A 6,695-nucleotide genomic window follows, 5' to 3' on the forward strand; every position below is an offset into this window, starting at 1 on the left:
CCAATGGAATATTTTCGACTGGTATTGGCTGTCTTGGCTGCAATAGCCATCATCGCCGTTTTGGTTCACGGGTTCTGGTCTATTCGCAAACAGCAAGCCAAACCTTTGAAAGAAAAACCGATGTCGGGTTTCTATCGGGAACAGGCTGCCCGCAGAGATCAGGAGGGTTTTGACTCTGATGGTATTGGCGAAGTCAGGGTTCGCAAAGCGTCTCCGGATGATAAGCCGCCAAAATTGAAATCCAATCGGGTACGGCCGGAAAACGTCAAGTTTAAGCCTCTGGATGACGAACAGGAGCCACTATCGGTAGACACCGATGGTGACGCTGCTGATGATTTTGCGCTGTCAGCAGTCACCGAACGCTCCCGTAAAAGCGGTAAAGCATCGCGACAGGAGTCGTTACTGGGTGACGAAGAACTGTTTGAAGAAGAGTTGCAGATGGAACTTGGGCTAGCGGCGGATGAACAAAGTTCGGCTACAGCAGAAGCATTGGATGTCGAAGAGCTAGATGAGCAACCACGGATGGAATCCGTGACAACCGCAAACAAGACGGCAGAACCCCCCGTTGTTGAGCCGCGTGATGTGCTGGTGCTGCATGTGGTTGCCCGGCCAGGTAAAACCTTGAGTGGTGCTGAGTTACTGCCGTGCTTATTAGCGCTAAATTTTAAATATGGCGATATGCAGATTTTTCATCGCCATGAAGATCATGCCGGGAATGGTAAGGTGTTATTCTCATTGGCCAATATGGTGAAACCTGGGGTTTTTGATCCCGACAATATGGAACAATTTACCACCCATGGCGTGGTGTTGTTTATGACGTTGCCCTGCGCTTCGGACCCGGTGATGAGTTTCTCCATTATGCTTAACTCTGCCTCGCAATTGGCAGACGATCTGGATGCCTTACTGCTGGACGGTCAGCGCAATCCGTGGCAGCTGTCCACCAAGAAAGAATATCTGGAACGCATTAAAGTTAACGGTTGATAATGGTTAGCGAGGTTCCTTCGGCGCTTTGCACCATAATAATTTGCACCATAATAAATAGTTACAATACGGGCCGCTGATGCGGCCTTTATTTTCAGCGGACCTTTTTATGCAACTCACAACAGAACAAGAAATTGATCAACTGATCCGTGAGATCAACGAACACAATATCCGCTATTACGTGGATGATAATCCGTCCATTCCCGATGCTGAGTACGACCGTTTGATGCGGCGGTTACAGTCTTTGGAAGCTGAAAATCCTCATCTGTTGCGACCTGATTCCCCCAGTCGCCGTGTGGGTGGTACTGCCTTGGCGAAATTCGAGCAGGTCACTCATCTCAAGCCGATGCTGAGTTTAGATAACGTGTTTGATGATGCGGAATTTTCAGCCTTCCATAAACGCGTTAGCGATCGAATTGGCAATGTGCAGTACTGCTGCGAGCCGAAACTGGATGGGCTGGCTGTCAGTATCCTCTACCGTAATGGGCTGCTGGAGCGGGCGGCGACCCGTGGTGATGGGGCGGTAGGCGAAGATATCACCGAGAACATACGTACCATTAAATCGATTCCGCTGAAGCTGCGTGGTACTGGGTATCCGCCATTGCTGGAAGTGAGAGGCGAAGTGTTTATGCCACGGGCCGCGTTTGAAGCGCTCAATGAACGTGCGCGCGCGCGAAATGAAAAGGTGTTTGTTAACCCACGAAATGCCGCGGCGGGCAGTCTGCGACAACTTGATAGCAAAATTACCGCCTCGCGCTCTTTGGCATTTTATGCTTATGCCCTAGGAGTCGTTGAACCGGAATCCTTTGTCATGGCAGATACCCATCGTGGCCAATTGGCACAATTGCAGCAGTGGGGCTTACCGGTAAGCAGTGAAATCAAATTGGCGGACTCATTGGCGGAGGTAGAAGCCTACTACCAGCAGATCATGACACGGCGTCCGACGTTAGCATTCGATATTGATGGGGTGGTGTTTAAGGTCAACAGTATTGCTGCCCAGCAGACCTTAGGATTTGTGGCGCGGGCACCACGCTGGGCGATTGCCTATAAATTTCCGGCACAGGAAGAGATGACAGTGCTCGAAGGCGTGGATTTTCAGGTCGGCCGTACCGGGGCCGTGACGCCTGTGGCTCGTTTGAAACCGGTGTTTGTTGGCGGTGTTACTGTATCCAATGCAACGCTGCACAACGCTGATGAAATTGAACGTCTAGGCGTGAAAGTAGGCGACACTGTGATTATTCGCCGTGCGGGTGATGTGATCCCTCAAGTCGTGGCAGTGGTACCGGAAAAACGCCCAGAAGATGCACAGGCTATTGCGTTTCCACATGATTGCCCGGTATGTGGCTCGCTGGTGGAACGTATTGAAGGTGAAGCGGTCGCCCGTTGCAGTGGGGGACTGTTTTGCAAGGCGCAGCGTAAAGAGGCGATAAAGCATTTTGCCTCACGTAAGGCGCTGGATGTCGATGGTCTTGGCGATAAAATTGTTGAGCAACTGATTGACAAAGAGTTAATAGAAAGCCCGGCTGATCTGTTTCAACTCAGTGTTTCTACCTTGGCATCATTGGAACGCATGGGGATGAAATCGGCGGAAAATCTCAAAGCTGCGTTGATCGCCGCAAAATCTACAACCTTGCCCAAGTTCCTGTATTCCCTTGGCATACGCGAAGTCGGCGAAGCCACGGCAGCCAACCTTGCTAAGCATTTTAAAACGCTCGGAGCATTGCGGCAGGCAACCGTCGAGCAGTTAATGGCCGTGGAAGATGTGGGCAATGTGGTGGCACAGCATGTAGTACATTTTTTTGCGCAACCGCATAACCAGCAGGTGATTGACGCTCTGTTGGGCAATGATATTGGTATCCACTGGCCCGCCATTGAAACGCCAGATGCAGAAACCCTGCCCCTAAAAGGCCAGACCTGGGTCCTGACGGGGACGTTGACACAATTCAGCCGCAGTGACGCCAAAGCGAAACTGGAAGCTTTAGGCGCAAAAGTGGCTGGCAGTGTTTCTAAAAATACCGATTGCGTGGTGGCTGGGGAAGCGGCAGGTTCTAAGTTGGCTAAGGCAACAGAGCTTGGGGTTAAAGTGATTGATGAACAGCAGCTTCTGACAATGTTCAACGGCTAAATGGCAATTTTTTGCTGGTGACTTGAAAAAGCCAAAGAATAGCGCCATCTGATCGATTCCTGCTTCCCAATTTCTGGAACGAAGATGTTCACCATTGATGATGTACATTGGCTCGATGATAACGGACACGTGCGGCCGCCGCTGATGCTGTACTTGCTGTTATTATTTTTAGCGCGCGGCTGGGCGATATTGGTGATGTCGTTAACGATTACCAGCGATCGCGCCGAGCTGGTGAAATTGTTTTATCCAGAAAAGGTCGACTTTCTGACGGCGCTTGCTGCTGGTAGCGGCGCGGTGTTGGCGTTTTTCTTGGTGATTGCAGAGCGGCGACGTAAACCGCAGTGGTGCCGTAGTGCGTTTAGCTCACTGCGCATTCTATTAATGGGGTTGCTGGGACTGGAAGCCGCGTTGCTTTTTACACGGTTGAGTCACAGCCGTTTTCTGTTTGACTGGCCAATGGCGCTGGACGGGTTATTTCTGTTCTGGTCGGCGTTGTATTTATATCGCTCAAGACATCTGAAGGTCTATGTCTCAGACTGGTTAAAACACGCTGAAATAGCGGAGAAATAGATTTGTTTTTATACAAAAGTTCAGCGATATCATATTTTTATAGTCAAATACTTCCTTATTCAATCGCTTGGACTATAGTTGTAAAATTCGTGCAATATTGGCCTGTTCAGGCGTAGCCAGTCATTCAATAGGGGAGCTAAGTGGCCAAAACCGAAGAGATCCATCTGCCGGTGTCGCAGTTGCAGAAGGGGATTACGGTCAAGTTACCGCTTTCATGGACGGATCATCCCTTTCTATTTAATAAGATAGAGATTACTTCAGACACTCAAATTAAAATGATCCAGCAGTTGGGTGTTCCCTATGTCATCCTTTTATCTGGAAAGCTTAAGACAGAGCGTCAGCCAACGCAGCAGGTGCGTAAGCCCAAAAATAGCGATGCGGTGATGTCAGAGCAGGAGAAACTGGCACGAAAACATATCCGCCAGAGCCAAACGCAGTTTATCAGCGCAATTAATGGCATCCGTGGGGCGTTTGGTAAAATCGTCAGTGACCCTGAAGGCGCGAGTCGTGAGACCTCCATACTGGTGGAAACCATGCTCGACCAGTTGTACAGTGCTGAGCAGGTAAAACTGGCCTTGGTAACCTCCGGTGAGCCTAATGCCTCAGCGACACAGCATGGCGTGTCCGTCGCCGCTTTATCGATGATGATAGCTAAAGGGTTGCAACTGACTAAACCACAAATACGCACCATTGCCACTGGCGCATTATTGCATGATATCGGGAAATTAAGGGTGCCCGAAGTCATACGCAATAAGCGTAGCGCTTTGACAGTGCCAGAGAAGAATTTCATTGCGATGCATCCTAATTATGGGGAAGAACTGCTTAGACGCAGCGGCATGTTCAATGAGGATGTATTAGATATTGTGCTACATCACCACGAATTTATTGATGGCAGTGGTTTTCCCGATGGATTGAAGTCTGAACAACTGGCGATTACCACTCAGATAGTGGCGTTGGTTAATGATTACGATAGTTTGTTGTGGCGCGAAGAAATCGTATCGCCGCAAATTGCTTTAGGATACCTATTTAAAACTCGAGCCGCGCAGCACAGTGACACACTGATCCAGGCGTTGGTGAAAGTCCTTGGCATCTATCCGCCAGGAACGCTGGTGAAGCTGACGGATAATTCATTGGCAAAAGTGGCGGTGACAACCGATGATGTCAAACAACCCCAAGTCTGGTGCTGCCAGCGCGATGGCAGTAAAGGGTGTTATCGATTCTTACAACAGGAAGACACTAGCGTGGACAGTATGCTCAAACTGGAAGAACTCAGTGAGGGGGCGCGTAAAACCCTAAATCCGGGAGCGGGCATCAGTTTCTATTTCTGCCCGCAGGGATAGCGATTGCAGCGTGGGGATATCAACAGGAGAATGAGGTTGAAACATATTGCGGTATTCGGTTGTGGCTGGTTTGGCTTGCCGCTGGCAAAAGCGTTGCAACAGGCGGGTTTTACAGTGTCTGGCAGTAAGACGACGGCCGAAGGTGCCGCGGCGTTAACCGCTGCAGGTATTCGAGGTGTTGTGCTGCAACTGACAGCTAGTCAGCCACTACCCGCTGATTTACTTGAAGATTGCGACGCTTTAGTGGTGAATATTCCGCCGGGATTACGCCGGGGGGAGGATGATTATCTGCAAAAGCTGTCACAACTGGCGGCGTTGGTCAAAGAGAGCAGGGTGCAGCGACTGGTATTTGTCAGTAGCACAGGCGCCTACCAGCAAGAGGGGGTTCTGACGGAGGCGGATTTGCAACTGGCAACCTCTGGTAGTAGCGCCGTCTTGCAGCAAGCAGAGCGGATGTTTCAACAGTTGGCATCTGATAAACGCAATGTCACCATTATTCGTTTTGCCGGGTTAGTAGGGCCTGCGAGGCATCCAGGTCGTTTTATGGCGGGACGAACAGGTTTAACAGGTGCCTCGCAAGCGGTAAATTTGGTGCATCTTGATGACTGTATTGCTGCAGTGATATCCATACTTAAGGCTCCTCAACCGGCGGCAGTTTATAATCTGAGTGCTCCTTTGACCCTAGATAAGCAGACTTTTTACTGCCTAGCGGCTGAGCAGTTGGGATTACCTGTGCCACAATTTGTTGCGGAAGAACCTCGCACATTGGGTAAACGTATCGATGGTTCATTTATTTGCCGAGATCTTGGTTTTAGTTATCGATATACTGATGCCAATTCGCTGTTGCAGGCCTGTGACAGTTGCATTTAGTTGATTATGTTGTCCAATGAGGGGGAACCATGCTGTTTTCATTTGTGGCCAAAACTACCACGGCATTACTACTGTTAAGTGCCGTGCTGATCCCCGCCACCGCTGCAGAATATCAAGAAGGTCAGGATTACATTACGGTAACTGGCATTCCAGAAACCACTAAACCAGTTGTCAGGGAGTTTTTCTCTTATAACTGCCCACATTGTTATCAACAGGATCCCGTCATTGAGAAGACTGCGCAACTGCTCAAAGGTAAAGTAACGTTAGCGCGTACTCCTGTCGGTGCGCGCCGTCCCGCCTGGGTCTTGAGCCAAGAAGCTTACTATTTGGCGCAGAAATTTAAAATTGTCAATCAGGTGCATAGTAAGATATTTGCACGCATTCATGAACAACATCAGCCATTCACTACTGAAGCAGATCTTGAGGCTTTTTTTGTCAGTCAGGGAATTGATAAAACTTTGTTGGAAAAGACCATTGGCTCTGCCGATGCTAAGCTAGCAATGGAAAACTACGAAGCGCAAACTCAATTGGCACAGGTTCGGGGCGTCCCATCTTTACTGGTGAATGGCAAGTATCTGATCAAGGCTAATGTTTCAGACGCAGAAGCGCTTTCAGAATTGATCCTTTTTCTCGCTAAAAAACCGGATTAATCACAATTATCTCGCCTTCATGACCGGCATTTGCCTAATGCCAGTCAGTTAAGAGCTGACTGGCATTTTCTTTTGACTGGATATTTCCTTGGTTTTGCTCTAACACACCGAGGGTAAGCTCTTGAGTCTCCTCGTATTGGCAGTACATGCTGCTCGGTT

At 49.4% G+C, this 6,695-nt stretch carries 6 protein-coding genes; all 6 read left to right on the plus strand.

Translation table 11 applies throughout. The features are described 5' to 3' along the window. Positions 1–3 precede the first annotated feature (3 nt). The 6 genes from zipA to J3L11_RS13250 all read left to right on the plus strand — a co-directional run bounded on the left by zipA (position 4) and on the right by J3L11_RS13250 (position 6,536). A complete protein-coding gene (gene zipA, locus J3L11_RS13225) occupies positions 4–981 on the plus strand; it encodes a cell division protein ZipA (protein ID WP_207571302.1) in 978 nt (325 codons plus the stop codon). Positions 982–1,090: 109 nt separating this feature from the next. Then, positions 1,091–3,106 (plus strand): NAD-dependent DNA ligase LigA, encoded by a 2,016-nt coding sequence (gene ligA / locus J3L11_RS13230; RefSeq protein ID WP_242695239.1) that lies wholly within the window; start codon positions 1,091–1,093, stop codon positions 3,104–3,106. 84 nt (positions 3,107–3,190) lie between these two features. Then, entirely contained in the window at positions 3,191–3,676 is a 486-nt protein-coding gene (locus J3L11_RS13235) for a DUF2919 domain-containing protein (protein ID WP_207571304.1), read from the plus strand. 140 nt (positions 3,677–3,816) lie between these two features. Next, positions 3,817–5,016: an HD-GYP domain-containing protein gene (locus J3L11_RS13240; protein ID WP_133039973.1), complete on the plus strand. Its 1,200-nt coding sequence runs from the start codon at positions 3,817–3,819 to the stop codon at positions 5,014–5,016. Positions 5,017–5,046: 30 nt separating this feature from the next. Next, complete coding sequence (locus tag J3L11_RS13245) at positions 5,047–5,886, plus strand: NAD(P)H-binding protein (RefSeq protein ID WP_207571305.1); 840 nt, start codon at positions 5,047–5,049, stop codon at positions 5,884–5,886. Between the two features lie 29 nt (positions 5,887–5,915). Continuing rightward, on the plus strand, positions 5,916–6,536 hold the full coding sequence (locus J3L11_RS13250) for a thiol:disulfide interchange protein DsbA/DsbL (protein WP_133039974.1): 621 nt from the start codon (positions 5,916–5,918) through the stop codon (positions 6,534–6,536). Positions 6,537–6,695 lie beyond the last annotated feature (159 nt).

The organism is Shewanella sp. 4t3-1-2LB (assembly GCF_017368415.1).
GTDB lineage: Bacteria > Pseudomonadota > Gammaproteobacteria > Enterobacterales > Shewanellaceae > Shewanella > Shewanella fodinae.

Bases quoted from the DNA above. Each gene is read 5' to 3' on its own strand.
- J3L11_RS13245 (WP_207571305.1), top strand. From the start codon at position 5,047: ATGAGGTTGAAACATATTGCGGTATTCGGTTGTGGCTGGTTTGGCTTG.
- ligA (WP_242695239.1), top strand. From the start codon at position 1,091: ATGCAACTCACAACAGAACAAGAAATTGATCAACTGATCCGTGAGATC.
- J3L11_RS13235 (WP_207571304.1), top strand. From the start codon at position 3,191: ATGTTCACCATTGATGATGTACATTGGCTCGATGATAACGGACACGTG.
- J3L11_RS13250 (WP_133039974.1), top strand. From the start codon at position 5,916: ATGCTGTTTTCATTTGTGGCCAAAACTACCACGGCATTACTACTGTTA.
- zipA (WP_207571302.1), top strand. From the start codon at position 4: ATGGAATATTTTCGACTGGTATTGGCTGTCTTGGCTGCAATAGCCATC.